Genomic DNA, 1045 nt, shown 5'->3' with positions numbered 1-1045 from the left:
GAACATGGCTGCCTCTACCTCGCCGATCTCAATCCGGTAGCCGCGAATTTTCACTTGATGATCAATCCGCCCTAAATATTCAATCCGTCCATCTGGCATCCATCTGGCGAGATCCCCCGTTTTATACATCTTTTGACCAGGGACATGCAGATGCTCCACAAATTTTTCCTCCGTCAATTCAGGCCGATTGAGGTAGCCGCGGGCCACTCCCGCTCCTCCGACATACAGCTCTCCCGGTACGCCGATCGGCTGGATTTGATGGTGCGCTCCTCAAATATAAGCTTGATGGTTGGCCACCGGGCTGCCGATTGTGATCTGTTCATCAGCGGACTGAACAGGGTGAAATGTAGATACCACGCTGTTTTCTGTCGGTCCGTATTCATTATTGATCCGAATGCGAGGCTGCAGAGAATGCAGCTTCTCAACTGTATCTGTTTCCAGCTGCTCACCGCCTACAACAACATGCTGAACATGGATGAAATCCTCTCTGTTCATCTGTTCGATCATCGTTTTCAGAAGACGGGGAGAAGTTGAGAAATGAGTAATTCTCTCTTGTTTTATGGCATTTTGAATGGCGAAAGTTTCTTTATTCTCTTCATTAGGCAAAAGGTGCAAAGTTGCTCCCGAGATGAGCGGGCCGAAGAAATTTAAAATGAACGCATCAAAAACATACGGGTACAAGACAAGCACGCGATCCGCCGGAGAATGCTTAAAAAACGCCTTCTTCCATTGGAGCGAGTTTACAATGCCGCCGTGTTCAACCATGACCCCTTTCGGCTTTCCTGTAGTACCTGACGTATAAATGACATAGGCTAAATGGCTGTGTTCCGCTACTGGTGATAACAATGAGCAATCGGCATGGTATGATGTTTCATCATTCAAATCGATCACCGGTCCGTCAAAGGCGAGACTGTTTTTTAAATGATGCTGAACAAGGAGAACGTCTGCATCCGCATCATGAAGCAAATATTGAAGCCGCTCTTTTGGATAGTCAGGATCCAGGGGCACATAAGCGCCCCCTGCCTTCCAAACGGCTATAATGGAT

The 1045-nt window shown here is 47.8% G+C and carries 1 pseudogene; it reads right to left on the bottom strand.

What is annotated here, in order from left to right:
* Positions 1-1045, bottom strand: a pseudogene (locus tag ACFVFS_RS40865) (amino acid adenylation domain-containing protein); the annotation flags it as partial.

It is taken from the genome of Kitasatospora sp. NPDC057692 (genome assembly GCF_042799475.1).
Taxonomy (GTDB): domain Bacteria; phylum Actinomycetota; class Actinomycetes; order Streptomycetales; family Streptomycetaceae; genus Kitasatospora.
Note: the sequence above shows the minus strand (reverse complement) of the source record. Positions and strands in the feature narration are given on the sequence as shown.